The sequence below is a fragment of the bacterium genome (genome assembly GCA_041648665.1).
GTDB lineage: Bacteria > UBA10199 > UBA10199 > 2-02-FULL-44-16 > JAAZCA01 > JAFGMW01.
In genome coordinates this window covers 1-14,463 of record JBAZOP010000021.1, presented here as the reverse complement: position 1 = coordinate 14,463, position 14,463 = coordinate 1, and the positions used below count along the sequence as shown (strand labels likewise).

The following is a 14,463-nucleotide window of genomic DNA, read 5'->3' as shown; positions in this document are numbered from 1 at the left end:
AAAAGGGCGATTACTGCGTTGGTCATAACTGATATGCGACGTTCAGCCCGCCCCATACTTGGACCGGAAACTGTGTGGCATCTCTGAATTTCTGCGCGAAAAACGCGGACACGTGCGCGTTCGGCTTCAGGACCAGTCCCTTGACCGGGTTCCAGGGGAAGGAGATGGAGTAAGTGAAGTAGGTGAATGCGGTTTCGGATATGTTGAAGACCACCCTGTTGTATTTTGCGTTGTTGAGTCCCACTAACCCGGACATCTCGATCCCGAATTTCAAAGGAAGCTTATGCGTGACCCCCATGCCCAGCTCGGTTCGCACCGCGCCGGGGTTGGGGTGGGCGTAGACCTGAACGTCCGCGAAGATGTCCAGGGGGCCCGCCGAATAGGCCAGATGCAGGGCGGGCAGGATGTCGGTGTCCGCGGAGTAATCAAGCGAGAGTTTGTTGGACGTGGGGTAGAGATAGGCGACGAAATACGGATGGATGGTGAAGTTGTGTGTCTTGAAATCGTAATAGAGCGTGAGGTCCACCTCGTTGAACTTGCCCTGGTCCGGGATGTCCTCGATAACGAAGTTCGCCCAGACGTTGAATCCGAAGCCGTACCATTCGATCGTCGTCGAGGGTTGCCAGACCCAGCCATCGCTGCATGCCAGCGAGTGGGTGACATAGCGGGAGAGGAAGTCGGATTCGACGGATGTGGAGATGTTCTCGATGAGGCTTTTGCCCTTGCGGCTCTCCCAGCTCTCTGAGATTGCCTTTGCGGGCCTGCGGTGGTGGATGAAGACGCTGTAGAGCGTCCCGTTTGCCACGTAGTCGATCTCCGCCTCGTCCGTCGCAAGCGCTTCCAGTCTCTCTTCATCGCCCGAATCGATGGCAAATGCTGCGCGAGGGAGCGGGACGGCCAGGATGAGCACCGCCAGCACAAAGGCAAGAGATCTGACCCCCATTATTCCCTCCTTCCTCTCGCTTTTCACTCAAACCGGCCCTTCTTGCAAGGCGTTAATATCGGGCCCGCAGAAATTTCTAAAGAAAGACCTTTCGGTATTGTCATCTCAGGTTTCGATCATTAAGATACGTATCTTCGATATGGGAGTTTGGAAAAAGGGGGAGCAAATGAGATACAGGGTCTGGTCTTGCCTCATCATCCTTTTGCTCGCCTGTTTTCTCCTGTCCTGCTCGAGGCCGCAACAACCATCGCAGCCGCTCACGGCCCCCAGGCTCACCAACAACCCCAGCTGGGACGTGATCGTCACGAACGACCACCCGCTCTTCTCTTTCTTCAACGCGAGCGGCGGGGCGGGGAAGCGGGTGTACTCGATCGAGATCGACACGGCCAAAGACTTCGACAGCCCCGACCTCATCCGGTACGACGGCGTGCCCGAGGGGAACGCGTACGTGACGAGCAGGCTTGCCTCCACCGGTCTTCTCCACGATGCGCAGAGAGCGGCGCTCAAGGACAAAAGCCGCTACTACTGGCGGGTGCGCGCCTGCGACGAGTCAGGAAACGAGGGGCCGTGGGCAATGTCGCGCTTCTTCGTGGATACGGCATCCGACGACGCGTTCATGGGGCTCATCCGTGTCCCGGTTGAAGAAGTCAGGGTATCAAGCGGCTTCAACGCGAAGAACATCGTGGACCTGGACGATCCGGGACAGGCCACGTTCTGGCAGTCGACCCCGCCCGGATCGGACACCCAGTGGGTGAGCTTCGACCTGGGGAAGCGATGGACCGTATCGAGGCTCTGGATGCTCTCCGCCATCGACGGCTCCGACGGCTGGCTCACGGACTTCGTCTGGCAGCGCAGCGAAGATGGCAAGGGCTGGGTCGACATCCCCGGCACATCGGTGAACGGAAACGACACGTTTCGAAATATCCTGGGCTTCGACGCCGTCTCCACGCGCTACCTGCGTCTCCTCATACGGAAGTGGCATGGCTACGCTGCGCAGATCAACGCGGTGGCCATCTACTCGCCTGGGACGCCGCCGGTACCGGAAGCGCCGGGGGGCAAGTACGTCCTCCTGGTGGGCGATCAGCAGAACGGCTACACATTCACCGAACTCGCCGAATTTGTGGAGGGGGCGGGCCTGGGCCTGAAGACGCTCACCGTGCCGCACTACGAGGTTTCGCTCCGGATGATCGAGGGTTTGAAGAATAAGCCGGTCGCGATCATCCTCAGCGGCAACAACGTGAGCTACGAGAACATCCCCATGTTCGAGTTCAACGGCGTCTACGAGATCATCCGCTCCTCCGATATACCGATCCTGGGCATCTGCTGCGGCCACCAGCAGCTCGCAATGGCATATGGATACACGTTTGCGCACTCGATGGGGTGGGAGGACATCTCGGCGATGGAGGCGCCCAGGGCGCGCACCGAGATAACGATTCGGAAAGATGACCCGATCTTCAGGGGGGTGCCGGATCCGTTCAGGGCCGCGGAGATCCACGGATGGGCCGTCGCCAATCTGGCGGACAAGTACGATCTGCTCGCGGATTCGAGCTACGTCCAGGCGATCAAATCCAAGGACCGCATGATCTACGGCGAGCAGTTCCACGGCGAGATCAAGGTCCCGGACAACCAGGGGACCCCTTATCTCGTTAACTTTTTGAAGATGTCGCTCGAGCGTCCAGAGAAGTGACGGCTGCAAACTCATTCGAAGGAGGAGGTGTCATGAAAGAACAAGCCCCGAAGAGGCATTACCTGAGCGTGTTCGTGCTCGCGATGATGAACGTGGCCGTGGTCATGAGCCTGCGCGGCCTGCCCATCATGGCGAAGGAAGGTCTGCCGATGATCTTCTTCCTGCTCTTCGCCTCTCTGCTCTTTCTCGTGCCGGTATCTCTCGTCTCCGCGGAGCTCGCCACTGGTTGGCCCGAGGATGGCGGCGTGTACCGCTGGGTGAAGGAGGCATTCGGCGCCGACTGGGGATTCGCCGCGATATGGTTGCAGTGGATACAGAACGTGATCTGGTACCCGACCGTGCTCGCGTTCGCGGCCGGCGCGCTCTCTTATCTCTTCGTGGATCCGTCGCTCGCCAACAGCAAGATCTTCAACGTCGTCGTGATACTCATAGTCTATTGGGGCGCCACGTTCATAAATTTCGGCGGCATGAAGGCGTCGGGCAGGCTCACGACGGCCGGAGTGCTCTGTGGCACGATCTTTCCCGGTTTGCTCGTCATCGCGCTTGGCATCGTATGGCTCGCCATGGGTAAACCGGTGGCGTTTGAGGCCACGAGCCACAGCATCCTGCCGGACTTCAGCAACTTCGATAACATCGCGTTCCTCGCCGGGGTCGTGCTCCTCTTCGCGGGCATGGAGGTGGGCGCAGTGCACGTGCAGGATCTGAAGGACCCTAGGGGACAGTTTCCGAAGTCCGTCTTTCTTGCGATGTTTGTCATCATAGCGATCTTCACGCTGGGCTCCCTCGCGATCGCGGCTGTCCTGCCGACGCAGCAGATCAGCCTCAACGCCGGCCTCATGCAGGCCTTTCGCGGGATGCTGGGCGTCTTCCATCTGGGATGGCTCCTGCCGGTGCTCGGTTTTCTCGCCGCCTTCGGCGCGATAGGCGGGGTCACCGCGTGGGTGGCAGGCCCCTCGAAGGGCCTCTTGGCGACCGCCAAGAACGGCGATCTGCCGCCGTTTTTGCAGCGCGTGAACAAGAAAGGCGTTCAGACGAATATCCTCTGGGTGCAGGGCTTCATCGTGACGGCCATCACGCTCGTCTACCTGCTCATGCCCAACGTGAGCAGCGCCTTTTTCCTCCTCACCGCACTCACGGCGATCCTCTATCTCATCATGTACATCCTGCTCTACAGCGCTGCGATCGCGCTCAGGTTCAAGAGGCCGGATGTCCCCAGGACGTACAGGGTGCCTGGCGGAAACGCCGGCATGGTGATCGTGGCCGGCCTCGGAATGCTGGCTGCCGCCTTCGCCATCGTCGTCGGCTTCTTCCCGCCCTCGCAGCTCTCCGTGGGGAGCCCGGTATTCTACGTGGCGTTTCTGGCGGCGGGCACGTTGCTGTTCATCGCCGCGCCTTTTATCATCCACCGGTTCAAGAAGCCGGGGTGGTCGCAGAAATGAAGACAACCGGAAGGGGGGGTAAAGATGCTCCATCACAGGCACGATCTCAGCAAGATGAATGAAGAGGAACGGATGATCAGCCCCACGTTCGGGTCGCGCGAACTCCGCGAGCCGGTGCCCAGGTACAAGCTCCCCCCGGGGGAGATGCGCGCGCGGAGCGCCTATCAGATCGTCCACGACGAGCTGATGCTTGACGGCAACGCGCGGCTCAACCTCGCCACCTTCGTCACCACTTGGATGGAGCCGGAGGCGCGGCAGCTGATGAGCGAGACCTTCGATAAGAACATGATCGACAAGGACGAGTATCCCCAGACCGCGGAGATCGAGATGCGCTGTGTGAACATCCTGTCGCATCTCTTCCACGCGCCCGAGGCTGGCCAGGCATGCGGCTGCTCCACCACCGGGTCCTCCGAGGCGGCGATGCTCGGCGGGATGGCGTTCAAGTGGAAGTGGAAGGAGCGGATGCGCGCCAGGGGAAAGCCGACCGACAGGCCTAACATGGTCATGGGCGTCGACGTCCAGGTCTGCTGGGAGAAGTTCTGCCGTTACTGGGAGATCGAGCCCCGACTCATCCCTATGGAGAAGGGGCGCTACTGCATAAACGCGGATGAGGTCATCAAACGCTGCGACGAGAACACGATTGGCGTCGTGGCGATCATGGGCACGACCTTCACGGGCGAGTACGAGCCCGTGAAGGAGATCAACGATGCGCTGGACAAGTACAACGCGAAGACCGGCTACGCCATCCCGATTCATGTCGACGGGGCCAGCGGCGGATTCATAGCGCCGTTCCTGCAGCCGAAGCTCGATTGGGATTTTCGCCTCAAGTGGGTGAAGTCCATCAACGTCTCCGGGCACAAGTACGGATTGGTCTATCCCGGCGTCGGCTGGGCGATCTGGCGCGACACCGCGGAGCTCCCCGACGACCTCGTCTTCAAGGTGAACTACCTGGGCGGCGATATGCCCACCTTCGCGCTCAACTTCTCCCGTCCGGGCAACCAGATCGTGGCACAATATTACAATTTCTTGCGGCTGGGGCACGACGGTTACCGGCGGATACAGCAGGCATGCCAGGAGGTGGCGACCTATCTCTCCGGGAAGCTGGAGAAGATGGGGCCCTTCGAGTGCGTGACGCGCGGGACGGACATCCCGGTCTTCGCGTTCAAGCTCAAGGACGGCGCGCAGCCCAACTTCTCGGTATTCGACCTCTCCGAGATGCTCCGTCACCGCGGCTGGCTCGTGCCGGCCTACACCATGCCGGAGAACTGCACTGATCTGGCAGTCCTGCGCATCGTGGTGAAGGAGGGGTTCAGTCGCGACATGGCGAATCTCCTGCTGGAGGATGTCGGGCGCGCCCTCAAGCACTTCGAGGGACAGGGGGTATCGAGGGTCGCGAAGAAGAGCTCCACGGGAAAGGTCCGCTGTTGATGGGTTTCGTGTATGAAGGGGGACGGCCATGGCGAAGAGAGCTTTTCCGTTGTCTTTTGTTTATTGGCTGCGATGCCTTAGCTGTCGAACTGTCGCTGGTCCTCCTCGCCAACGCCTTCACCGGGGGGAGGGCGGTCGACGCGTTGAAGATCGATCACATCTCTTCCATAGCGGAGCGGAACTGCAGCGCCTCGGCGAGGTGCGAGACTTCGATATCCTTCGAGAGTTCGAGATCCGCTATCGTGCGCGCGACCTTTATCACCCGGTGAAATGCCCTGGCGGTGAGGTGGGATTTCCCCGCGGCGGCCTTGAGGAAGGCCCCCTGCGCGCTCCCTAGCTTGCAGTATTTTTGTATCGAGCGGCCGCTGATGCCCGAGTTCTGCATCTGTGCATTCCCGAAGCGCGCGGCCTGCATGCGCCTGGCTGCGAGCACCCTGGCCTTGATCTCGGCCGATCCCTCCTCCGACATGAAGCCGAGCAGCGACTCGTGAGGGGGAGGGCCGACCTCGATGTGCAGGTCGATGCGATCGAGGAGAGGGCCGGAGATCTTGGAGCGGTACTTTCTGATCTGCGCGATGCTGCAGTTGCAGGGTTTGGAAGGATGGCCGTAATATCCGCAGGGGCAGGGGTTGAACGCCGCCACGAGCATGAACCGGGCCGGATAGGTGAGGCTCACCCCGGCGCGCACGATGCGCACGCATGCGGATTCGATAGGCTGGCGCAGGACCTCGAGCACGTCGCGCCTGAATTCCGCCATCTCGTCCAGGAAGAGGACCCCGTTGTGCGCCAGCGATATCTCGCCCAGCCGCGCGGTCCCTCCGATCCCGCCGCCGATTATGCCGGCGTACGATGCCGAATGGTGCGGGGAGCGGAAGGGTCGCTCCGTGGGGAGCGAGGCGCGGGCCGCGAGCAGCCCGTGCCAGCTCTGGATCTTGAGCACCTCCAGCGCCTCGATCTCCGTGAGCGGCGGGAGTATGGTAGGCAGCCTCTCCGCGAGCATGGTCTTGCCTGTGCCCGGCGGGCCCACGAGGGCGGCGTTGTGGTTGCCCGCAGCGGCTATCTCCAGGGCGCGCTTCGCCATGGGCTGGCCCCTGACCTCGCTCATGTCGATGAGCGCGCTCTGCGGCGCGGCCTCAACTTGGCCGGACACAATAATTTCCGCAGGTTCCTCGCCGTTCATGAATCTCACCGCATGCGCCAGGTCGCGCACGCCGGCGACCTGGATGCCGCTCGCGAGAGAGGCCTCCCATGTGTTCTCGGAGGGCACGATCACCCCGTCGAGACCTGCCTCCTTCGCCGCGATCGCCATGAGCAGCGAGCCGCGGACAGGGAGTATCTTGCCGGTGAGCGAAAGTTCGCCTGCGATCAGATAGCGCCGGCCGTCCTTGGGGGTCAGGACGCCGACCGCGGAGAGCAGGCTTGCCGCGATCGCCAGGTCATAGTGTGCGCCCACCTTTTTGAGATCGGCGGGGGCGAGACTGACTATGGTCTTTCGGTTGGGCAGGCTGAAGCCGGAGTTCCTTATCGCGCTCCCCACGCGGTCGCGCGCCTCGCGGACTGCGGCCTCCAGGAGCCCGATCATGTTCCAGCCGGGCAGGCCCTGGGTGCGGAGATCGACCTCGACCTTGACGATCTGCGCCTCCACTCCGCACAGCGCTGCCGAATAGACGTGGGAGAGCATGCAGACAGCTATAGCAAGCAGCGTGCCGGCAAATTCCTCAGCGATTTCAGGTGCGGCGACAACCGCAGGTGCTGCGATTCGCTATAGGGGTGCTGCGAAACTGGGCAGGGCTTATTGAGCGTTTTGACATTCGGGGCAATAGACATCCTCTCCCTCGACCGTGCACACGATCGGCGTTTCGCCGCAGAAGCAGGTGAGAGTCCCGTCTTCGTTGAGCTGTTCGTTGCAGTTGTATTCGGTTGTCTGCTGCTCAGACCCTGCAGAGTCCTGGTAATCGTAATAGTCCTGCAAGGCTTCGTCATCGGTTGCTTCTCCCGTTTCTTCGCCGGATTCTTCTCCTCCGGTCACGGCGCCCATCTGTATCTTCGCACAGCTGGCTGCCGCGTCGGATCCTGTCGTTGAACCGGCTGATGAATCGTCCTGAGCCCTGCCCATGAGCGGCAGGACAGCCATGGATAACGCCAGCAGCAATATGAGGGCATACCGTCTCATGGGCCACCTCATGTTCAAGAGATATCACCTTATTTTACAGCAAGTTCCATGCCATGATCGCACGGTCGCCGCATATATTCAACTTGTTGATTACAGTGGCCAATGAGGTTTTTTTCCTTACTTCATATATATATCGATTTGAGAATACGTTGGCTTGTTGTCGGGTTTCTTGACGCAGAAATAAAAGGGCTTCATCGCCTTGATTTTTCCATAATATTTCTCCAGATTGAGCGGCCGAAGCAAAAAGGGGGTCGGGATGGCTGAAAAAGTGATAATCGTCGGGGCTGGAGCCGCTGGGCTGACCGCAGCGATATACGCTGCGCGGGCCAATCTGAATCCGGTCGTCATAGAGGGGATGCAGCCGGGCGGACAGCTCACGATCACCTCCGACGTGGAGAATTTTCCCGGTTTCGTCGACCCGATCGCAGGGCCTGTGCTCATGGACTCCATGCGCAGGCAGGCGGAGAGGGTGGGCGTGCGCTTCATGTCGGGAGAGGTCGCAAAGGCCGAGCTTGCGAAGAGGCCGTTCGTCCTCGAGGTCGAGGGCAAACGGCTCGAGACGATGGCGCTGATCATAGCCACCGGAGCCTCCGCGCGCTGGTTGGGGCTTCCCTCGGAGAAGCCGCTCTACGGCAAGGGCGTCTCCGCATGTGCGACCTGCGACGGTTTCTTCTATCGCGGCAAGGAAGTCTGCGTGGTGGGCGGAGGAGACACCGCCATAGAAGAGGCCCTCTTCCTCACGAACTTCTGCACGATGGTCACGGTGATACACCGGCGCGACGAGCTGCGCGCCTCCAGGATCATGCGGGATCGAGCGAAGAAAAATCCAAAGATCGCCTTCGCGTGGAACTCGGTGGTGGAGGAGATACTAGACATCTCCAGGGGCGAGGTCACCGGAGTGAGGCTCAAGGACGTGAAGACGGGCAAGAAGAGGGTGCTCGCGTGTTCCGGCGTCTTCATAGCGATCGGCCACGATCCGAACACGAAGCCGTTCAAAGGCCAGCTTGAGATGGACGAGCAGGGTTATCTCGTCACAGAGAAATCCAGCATGAAGACTTCGGTCGAGGGCGTGTTCGCAGCGGGAGACTGCCAGGACCAGAAGTACCGGCAGGCCATAACTGCTGCGGGCACCGGATGCATGGCTGCGATAGACGCGGAGCGCTTTCTCCAGGAGCACGGCTGATGCGCAACGCCTTGCGGCCCCTTATCGCAGTCGCGATCTTTCTGGTGTGTTTTGTAATCCCCGCGCCGGCGGCTGCGCACGGATACGAGGGGTTCGGTCCGTTCGTAAGCCGCAATCAGAATCCGATCTATCTGCAGAACTTGTCCCTCACCCCGAGGAAGGCGGAGGTGCTGCCCGAGGGCACGCTGGACGTGCGCATCGACTCCGCATACTCGAACCTCTTTGAGAAGGAGGCGAACGCACAGGCGTCGCTCAACCTAGACATGGAGCTATGGAGGCTGGCGGTGATGGCGAGCTATGGCTTCGGCAGGGGGCTTGAGGCGGGGATACAGGTCCCGATGTACGAGATGTGGGGCGGATTCCTTGACGGTTTCATTCAAAAATTTCACAAATTCTTCGGGTTCCCCAACGGCGGCAGGGATCGCGTGCCCAACGGCGAGTTTCATTACAGGCTCGATGCGGGCGGGAGGACGGCTTTCGATTTTCCATCGGTCGACTGGGGGCTGGGGGATGTTTCGATCTACGTGAAACATCAGCTCATCGGTCAGGATGACGACCTGCCCGCCGTCGCCTGGTTCGCGGATCTGAAATTTCCGACCGGCAGGCGGAGCCGCGGCCTCGGCAGCGGAAGCCCCGACTTCGGCATAGGGCTCGCCATGGACAATACGTGGAAGAGGCTGCACGGATATGTGAACGTGGGTTGGTTTATCCTCGGCGGAAACGAGTACATCGACGAGCTTATGTACAATCAGATGTTCTCTTATATGCTCGCGGGCGAGCTGTCGATCCTGCCCTCCCTTTCGTTAGTGGTCCAGATAGAAGGCGGCACGCCGCTGCTCCATGGCACGGGACTCGATCAATGGGACGGGATGCCGATGGACCTGGTGATCGGGTTCAAGGGGGAGGAGAAGGACATCTTCGGCGATCTGGGCGATCTCACCTGGCAGGTCGCGTTCGCGGAGGATATAACGAGCCAAGGGCCCTCGGTCGATTTTACGGTGTACATGTCGCTCGGGGTGCGGTTCGACCTCAAGGAGCGGAAGAGGGCGAAGGGCGACTGGCTGGCCGGTAAGACGTGACTCCTGTCGCGTTTTTTCAGAATGGAACGTCATCCGGTCCGTTGCCCGGGTCGAATGATCCGGTGTTGCCGGCGTCCGACGGTGCGCTGTTCGTCGTATCTCTCTTCTCACCTGTGGGCGAACCCAGGAATTGGACTCGCTGCGCGATCACCTCGGTCGTGTAGCGTTTGATCCCCTCTTTGTCATCCCATTGGCGGGTGCGCAGGTTCCCCTCGATATAGACGGGTCGGCCCTTGGAGAGGTACTGGGCGCAGTTCTCGGCCTGCTGTCCCCAGACCACTATGCGATGCCACTCGGTCCGCTCCTGTTTTTGTCCGCTCTTGTCGTTCCAGCGCTCCGTGGTGGCGATGTTGAAGTTGGTCACCACCTGGCCTGAGCCTGTCACGCGCTTCTCCGGGTCTGCCCCCAGGTTACCGATGAGTATCACTTTGTTTACGCTCGCCATGCTGTGCTCCTTGTGGGTTGGTTGCTTTTGATCAGTCTCCGGATTTGTCCTCTATCTTGCGCTCGAGCGCAAGCGACTCGTGTCGCCATTGCTCGTAGGATATGTCCTTGCGCCATTGGGGCGCCAACTCGTTGGAGAGGATGAGCTCCTCCATCGCCTCTTTGGCCTTCCCGTTTTCCAAGAGAGTCTCTGCGAGAGCGAGATGGTTCTCGGGATAGTCGGGGGAGATCTGCACCGCCTTGCGCAGATAGTCCTCTGCGCGATCCAGGTCGCGGATCACGCTTCCGGGGTGTATGGCGGTCTGCGGGAGCCTGGTGTACAGCTGACCGAGCATGCGGTATGCGCCGGCGTTTTCATAGTCCGGATCGATCCCTATCACCTTTTCGCAGTCGCTCACCATGCGCTTCACGCCCTTCTGGTAGTCCGAGACGTGCACGCTGTGGTAGAGGCCGGTGTTGACCGCGCGCCAGTAGTAACAGCCCGGATTTTCGGGCGCGGCCATGAGGCAGCGTTCGGATGAATCGATCCCGCCCATGGCGAGGTCTTTCTTTTCAGAGCGTTCCGATGCGCGTATCGCGGATTCCGCAGCCTTGCGGGAGGATTCGAGCAGGGTCTGCTGGCCGGCGACGCTGGCTTTGGCGTAAAGCGAATCCGGTTTTCCGGTGCTCGAGCATGATGCGATGGATGTTGTGGCAAGGATGGCCGCGGTGAGCATTATCGCGATGCGATTCGTCATGGCCGCGCTCCTAACACGTCTGCCGCCTGCCTTCAAGGTTTTTTCAGGAGAAATCCGCGTGTTGACAGGCGTAATTGCTTCATTTAGTGTCCCGAAACTTCGGCGGCGTACCCAAATGGCTAAGGGGACGGTCTGCAAAACCGTTATCTACCGGTTCGATTCCGGTCGCCGCCTCAAGACACTCAAATACGCCCGAGGGATTCCCTTGGGTGTTTTTTTATGATATCGCGAACTTGCATCGCTCATAAATAATGATAGAAGTTCATGGATTCGTCTGATAGGCCCGGGTGGCGGAACTGGCAGACGCACGGGACTTAAAATCCCGAGAGGGTAAAACCTCGTACCGGTTCGACTCCGGTCCCGGGCACAAAGCAAAAAGGCTGACCATGAGTTCTTTTAATAAAGCGGCATTCATAGATTTCATCCTCGACAACGGAGTCGTCGGTTTCTTCGAGAGGCCAGTGACGCTGAAGTCCGGCCGCACCTCCAACTGGTACGTGAACTGGCGGACCGTCTCCGGCGACGCCTTCCTCATCGACATGCTCTCGGATTTTCTGATCTCTTTCACCGAAGACCTCGGCTTCGAGCCGGACTCTTTCTATGGGGTGCCGGAGGGCGCCTCCAAGATAGGCGTTCTCTCTACGCTCAAACGAGCGAAGGCGCGACCTGATTTCAGCCCGGGCAGATATGCGCTGCCCATGGGCCGCGGCAAACCAAAGGAGCACGGCGATCCGAAGGACCGTTATTTTTTGACGCCGCCTGAGGGAAATATAATAGTGGTGGAGGACGTCACCACCACCGGCGGTTCGCTGATCTCGGCTCTCGAGAGTTTGAAATATCTCGACGCCAAAGTGCTGGCCGCGGTTGGGCTCACAAGCCGCATGGAGCTGCGCGACGACGGCACGAGCGTGAAAGATGCGCTGGCTGAAATGGGCGTCGAATATCATGCGCTCAGCTGCGCAGAGGAATTTCTGCCGGCTGCATTCAAAAAATTCTCGCCCGGAGAGGCGATGGGCCGGGCGATAGAGAAAGAATTCGAACGTTACGGGGAGAACCCCCTGAAACTTCTTTAAGGAGCTTTTATGATCATATCCCAGCCAAGGAGCATAATTCCCGCGTGCGACGTAGAGGCGGAGCAGTACGAGGCCCTTCTCAAGGCCACCGCCGACCTCCCCGGCATAGGAGGCTATAAGCTGGGCTTCGCGCTCTCGCTCTCCATAGGGCTGCCGCGCGCGGTCGAGATCGCCAGGCGCTATACGCACAAACCGCTCATCTACGACCACCAGAAGGCGGGGAGCGACATACCGGATACGGGCAAGGTCTTCGCCCGCATCTGCAGGGAGGCCGGTATAAACGCGGTGATCATCTTCCCGCACGCTGGCCCCGAGACCGAGCGCGCATGGATCGACTACGCCCGCAACGAGGACCTGGGCGTAATAGTGGGCGGTCTCATGACGCACAAGAAGTTCGTGCGCAGCGAGGGCGGGTTCATCGCCGACGAGGCGATCGTCGAGCTGTACGAGAAAGCGGCGGGGCTGGGCGTCAACGACTACGTGGTCCCGGGCAACAACCCGACCGCGATCCGCAAGATCCGCGCGATGCTCGAGCGCGAGAGGGCGCACCCCGTGTTCTATTCGCCTGGGTTCGTCTCCCAGGGTGGGGAGCTCTCGGCCGCCATCGACGCTGCCGGCGCCAACTACCACCCGATCGTTGGCCGCGCGATATACAACGCGCCCGATATGCGAAAGGCTGCACAGGATTTCTGCAACCAACTCGTTGAAGCCAGCGGCGACTCGATCACCTTGGGCGAATGAGCGGAGCGAACATGGCTGAGAAGAAGATAGACGTTCTCATCAGCGAGGAGCAGATCGCGCGACGCATCGACGAGCTCGCGCGCGAGATCGATCGCGATTACGAATCCGGCGAGATGGTGGTGGTGGGCGTGCTCAAGGGCTCCTTCATCTTCATGTCGGATCTGGTGCGCAGGACAAAGAGGCCGCTGGCCTGCGACTTCGTCAGGGTCTCAAGCTACGACCACGACAAGAGCACCGGCGTCGTGCGCATGGAGTTCGACATGACCCAGCCGGTCGAGGGCAAACACGTGTTGCTCGTCGAGGACATAGTGGACTCGGGCAGGACGCTCAGACACCTCATCGCGCATCTTAAGACCAAGGACCCCGCATCCCTCAAGGTCGCCGCTCTCCTGTACAAGGAGATGGGGACCGATTCCCGCAAGTTGATCGATTATCTCGGCTTCGAGGTCACGAACCGCTTCGTGATAGGCTACGGCCTTGACTCCATGGGCCTCTACCGCTCCCTGCCTTACGTTGGCGCGTTCAAGGAATAACCGCTTTATTCCCTTATCAGCAGCCTGTTCACTATGTTGATCAGATCGACCGTGCGTTCGTCGTCGTCGCCCAGCTGTACGCTCTTTGCGCCGTGGCCGAACGAGACGCCGTAGGAGTGGCCGCCCTCGATCGGTATCTCGTAGACTATCCTGCCCTCGGGGGATAGCTCGTGCACCTCGTCGTCTATCTCGATCTCCATGCGAAAGGAGATCGGCTTGTCTGGGGGGAGTTTCTCCGCGGATTCGACCCTGAGCCCGCCGGCGCTCAAGTTCACGATCCTCACCGGGATCCCGGTTGCGCTGCCCTGGGCCCGCGCCGAGGCCTCAAGCGGCGGTGCGAAGGAGATTCGCGGAAAGGCCCTGCGCTCCATCTTGTTCAACCTGGATGCATCCAGCGCCAGGCGGATGCTGCCCGCCTCGGCACCCGGCTCCGCTTCGACCCTGCCGTCGACCTCCAGCACGCCCGACCCGTCGGCAAATGTGATGATGCCGAGCATGGTCCTGCGCATGGGCGCGCCCTTGGGCAGCTCGATCACTATCGAGTCGTCGCGCACCTCCAGGAGCCGGAGTTTCTCGTAGCCGTCCGACTTCATCATGTAGAAAAACGGCTGTGCGCCTTCGAGCATAGTGCGGACGCTCTTTTTTTGCATCTTTGCCATGTCCCCTCCGGATCTAATTAGAGATCAGTATGAACTTGAGCACGAACAGCGCGCCGAGCACGTAGACCAGCCAGTTCGCCTCGCGCCACCGCCCCGTGATTATCTTGAGAACGGGATAGAGTATGAAGCCGAGCGCGAGCCCGTTGGATATCGAGTACGTGAGCGGTATCGCGAGGCAGGCGACCACGGCGGGCAGCGCCTCGGTCCAGTCCGCCCATTCGACCTTGGACATGTTCTTGAGCATGAACGCGGCCACGATTATGAGCGCGGGAGAAGTGGCCTGCGGCGGCACGATTGAGATGATCGGGTTGAAGAAGAGCATGACGATGAAGAAGAGGCCGACC

Annotated in this window: 15 protein-coding genes and 2 tRNA genes; 10 read left to right on the top strand and 7 right to left on the bottom strand. The window is 60.4% G+C overall.

The window, feature by feature from the left end:
- Nucleotides 1–22: 22 nt before the first annotated feature.
- Entirely contained in the window at nucleotides 23–943 is a 921-nt protein-coding gene (locus WC683_08825; protein ID MFA4972703.1) for a hypothetical protein, read from the bottom strand.
- 166 nt (nucleotides 944–1,109) lie between these two features.
- Here WC683_08825 and WC683_08820 point away from each other — a divergent pair, with 166 nt between their 5' ends.
- The 3 genes from WC683_08820 to WC683_08810 are packed head-to-tail and all read left to right on the top strand — an operon-like array spanning nucleotide 1,110 to nucleotide 5,497.
- Nucleotides 1,110–2,630 carry a discoidin domain-containing protein gene (locus WC683_08820; protein MFA4972702.1) on the top strand — a complete coding sequence of 507 codons (1,521 nt, stop codon included), beginning with the start codon at nucleotides 1,110–1,112 and terminating at the stop codon, nucleotides 2,628–2,630.
- Nucleotides 2,631–2,662: 32 nt separating this feature from the next.
- On the top strand, nucleotides 2,663–4,069 hold the full coding sequence (locus WC683_08815; GenBank protein MFA4972701.1) for an amino acid permease: 1,407 nt from the start codon (nucleotides 2,663–2,665) through the stop codon (nucleotides 4,067–4,069).
- Between the two features lie 24 nt (nucleotides 4,070–4,093).
- Nucleotides 4,094–5,497: a glutamate decarboxylase gene (locus tag WC683_08810; protein MFA4972700.1), complete on the top strand. Its 1,404-nt coding sequence runs from the start codon at nucleotides 4,094–4,096 to the stop codon at nucleotides 5,495–5,497.
- 154 nt (nucleotides 5,498–5,651) lie between these two features.
- On the opposite strand, the gene WC683_08805 is transcribed toward WC683_08810, so the two are convergent.
- Together WC683_08805 and WC683_08800 are read right to left on the bottom strand one after the other, a co-directional pair.
- Nucleotides 5,652–7,178: a YifB family Mg chelatase-like AAA ATPase gene (locus WC683_08805; protein MFA4972699.1), complete on the bottom strand. Its 1,527-nt coding sequence runs from the start codon at nucleotides 7,176–7,178 to the stop codon at nucleotides 5,652–5,654.
- Nucleotides 7,179–7,289: 111 nt separating this feature from the next.
- Nucleotides 7,290–7,670 (bottom strand): hypothetical protein, encoded by a 381-nt coding sequence (locus WC683_08800; GenBank protein ID MFA4972698.1) that lies wholly within the window; start codon nucleotides 7,668–7,670, stop codon nucleotides 7,290–7,292.
- Nucleotides 7,671–7,926: 256 nt separating this feature from the next.
- Between WC683_08800 and trxB the strand changes: the two genes are divergently transcribed.
- A complete protein-coding gene (trxB, locus tag WC683_08795; GenBank protein MFA4972697.1) occupies nucleotides 7,927–8,853 on the top strand; it encodes a thioredoxin-disulfide reductase in 927 nt (308 codons plus the stop codon).
- Complete coding sequence (locus WC683_08790; GenBank protein ID MFA4972696.1) at nucleotides 8,853–9,932, top strand: DUF3187 family protein; 1,080 nt, start codon at nucleotides 8,853–8,855, stop codon at nucleotides 9,930–9,932. The genes trxB and WC683_08790 overlap by 1 nt, the downstream gene beginning before the upstream one ends.
- A 16-nt stretch (nucleotides 9,933–9,948) precedes the next feature.
- On the opposite strand, the gene WC683_08785 is transcribed toward WC683_08790, so the two are convergent.
- Together WC683_08785 and WC683_08780 are read right to left on the bottom strand one after the other, a co-directional pair.
- Nucleotides 9,949–10,377 carry a single-stranded DNA-binding protein gene (locus WC683_08785; GenBank protein ID MFA4972695.1) on the bottom strand — a complete coding sequence of 143 codons (429 nt, stop codon included), beginning with the start codon at nucleotides 10,375–10,377 and terminating at the stop codon, nucleotides 9,949–9,951.
- A 31-nt stretch (nucleotides 10,378–10,408) separates the two neighbouring features.
- Complete coding sequence (locus tag WC683_08780) at nucleotides 10,409–11,113, bottom strand: tetratricopeptide repeat protein (GenBank protein ID MFA4972694.1); 705 nt, start codon at nucleotides 11,111–11,113, stop codon at nucleotides 10,409–10,411.
- A gap of 101 nt (nucleotides 11,114–11,214) precedes the next feature.
- Between WC683_08780 and WC683_08775 the strand changes: the two genes are divergently transcribed.
- From WC683_08775 to hpt, 5 genes are all read left to right on the top strand, one after another.
- Nucleotides 11,215–11,287 (top strand) — tRNA-Cys (locus WC683_08775).
- Nucleotides 11,288–11,394: 107 nt separating this feature from the next.
- Nucleotides 11,395–11,480, top strand: a tRNA-Leu gene (locus WC683_08770).
- Between the two features lie 19 nt (nucleotides 11,481–11,499).
- On the top strand, nucleotides 11,500–12,186 hold the full coding sequence (locus tag WC683_08765; protein MFA4972693.1) for a hypothetical protein: 687 nt from the start codon (nucleotides 11,500–11,502) through the stop codon (nucleotides 12,184–12,186).
- Between the two features lie 9 nt (nucleotides 12,187–12,195).
- Complete coding sequence (locus WC683_08760; protein MFA4972692.1) at nucleotides 12,196–12,927, top strand: orotidine 5'-phosphate decarboxylase / HUMPS family protein; 732 nt, start codon at nucleotides 12,196–12,198, stop codon at nucleotides 12,925–12,927.
- A gap of 11 nt (nucleotides 12,928–12,938) precedes the next feature.
- Nucleotides 12,939–13,460 carry a hypoxanthine phosphoribosyltransferase gene (gene hpt / locus WC683_08755; protein MFA4972691.1) on the top strand — a complete coding sequence of 174 codons (522 nt, stop codon included), beginning with the start codon at nucleotides 12,939–12,941 and terminating at the stop codon, nucleotides 13,458–13,460.
- Between the two features lie 5 nt (nucleotides 13,461–13,465).
- Here hpt and WC683_08750 read toward each other — a convergent pair whose 3' ends face one another.
- Both WC683_08750 and WC683_08745 read right to left on the bottom strand, forming a co-directional pair.
- The gene (locus tag WC683_08750; protein MFA4972690.1) at nucleotides 13,466–14,119 is read right to left on the bottom strand and encodes a PilZ domain-containing protein; all 654 of its coding nucleotides are present in this window, start codon (nucleotides 14,117–14,119) and stop codon (nucleotides 13,466–13,468) included.
- A gap of 13 nt (nucleotides 14,120–14,132) precedes the next feature.
- Nucleotides 14,133–14,463: NCS2 family permease (locus tag WC683_08745; protein ID MFA4972689.1), on the bottom strand; the 331-nt coding region annotated here is incomplete at its 5' end.

Bases quoted from the DNA above. Each gene is read 5' to 3' on its own strand.
- WC683_08825 (MFA4972703.1), bottom strand. From the start codon at position 943: ATGGGGGTCAGATCTCTTGCCTTTGTGCTGGCGGTGCTCATCCTGGCC.
- WC683_08820 (MFA4972702.1), top strand. From the start codon at position 1,110: ATGAGATACAGGGTCTGGTCTTGCCTCATCATCCTTTTGCTCGCCTGT.
- WC683_08815 (MFA4972701.1), top strand. From the start codon at position 2,663: ATGAAAGAACAAGCCCCGAAGAGGCATTACCTGAGCGTGTTCGTGCTC.
- WC683_08810 (MFA4972700.1), top strand. From the start codon at position 4,094: ATGCTCCATCACAGGCACGATCTCAGCAAGATGAATGAAGAGGAACGG.
- WC683_08805 (MFA4972699.1), bottom strand. From the start codon at position 7,178: ATGCTCTCCCACGTCTATTCGGCAGCGCTGTGCGGAGTGGAGGCGCAG.
- WC683_08800 (MFA4972698.1), bottom strand. From the start codon at position 7,670: ATGAGACGGTATGCCCTCATATTGCTGCTGGCGTTATCCATGGCTGTC.
- trxB (MFA4972697.1), top strand. From the start codon at position 7,927: ATGGCTGAAAAAGTGATAATCGTCGGGGCTGGAGCCGCTGGGCTGACC.
- WC683_08790 (MFA4972696.1), top strand. From the start codon at position 8,853: ATGCGCAACGCCTTGCGGCCCCTTATCGCAGTCGCGATCTTTCTGGTG.
- WC683_08785 (MFA4972695.1), bottom strand. From the start codon at position 10,377: ATGGCGAGCGTAAACAAAGTGATACTCATCGGTAACCTGGGGGCAGAC.
- WC683_08780 (MFA4972694.1), bottom strand. From the start codon at position 11,113: ATGACGAATCGCATCGCGATAATGCTCACCGCGGCCATCCTTGCCACA.
- WC683_08765 (MFA4972693.1), top strand. From the start codon at position 11,500: ATGAGTTCTTTTAATAAAGCGGCATTCATAGATTTCATCCTCGACAAC.
- WC683_08760 (MFA4972692.1), top strand. From the start codon at position 12,196: ATGATCATATCCCAGCCAAGGAGCATAATTCCCGCGTGCGACGTAGAG.
- hpt (MFA4972691.1), top strand. From the start codon at position 12,939: ATGGCTGAGAAGAAGATAGACGTTCTCATCAGCGAGGAGCAGATCGCG.
- WC683_08750 (MFA4972690.1), bottom strand. From the start codon at position 14,119: ATGGCAAAGATGCAAAAAAAGAGCGTCCGCACTATGCTCGAAGGCGCA.